Annotated in this window: 1 protein-coding gene; it reads right to left on the bottom strand. The window is 61.8% G+C overall.

What is annotated here, in order from left to right:
* Positions 1-321, bottom strand: a 321-nt coding sequence (locus AC1DM5_RS36600; protein ID WP_477976974.1) for an alpha/beta fold hydrolase, incomplete at its 3' end; no start/stop codon positions are given.
* Positions 322-424 lie beyond the last annotated feature (103 nt).

The raw sequence follows: 424 nt of genomic DNA, 5'->3' as shown, positions 1-424 counted from the left end.
CGCTCCGGCAGCCGCTGCTTCAAGAATCAGGATGGCACCCGAGGAATGGCCGTAAGCGTAGGCCGAACCGCCCGCCGCGGCTATCAGCGCTTCCAAATCCTCTAGTTCACGGCCGGGACTGTAGGGAAGGGTGTCGGAGCTCTCGCCTCTCCCCCGACGGTCATAGGCGTACACGGTGAAGTGCGGGGCCAGCCAAGGCACCAGCCCGTCGGCCGAACGCCGGCTGTTCAATGCACCGCCGATAATGATCAGAGGTGGTCCTTCACCTGTCCGTTCGAAGGCGATTTTCGTGCCGTCGGCCGAGCTCAGAAAGTCAATCATTTGCGCGTCCTGTTCTTCAGTGCCGGATGTCGGGCCGGTTCGGGTGAATGCTGAAGTTCATGCCGTCCCCGAACGGAAAACTCACCGTAACATCCCCTCCCTG

Source organism: Rhizobium sp. 01T437 (genome assembly GCF_056398505.1).
This window is presented reverse-complemented; position numbering and strand designations above follow the sequence as displayed.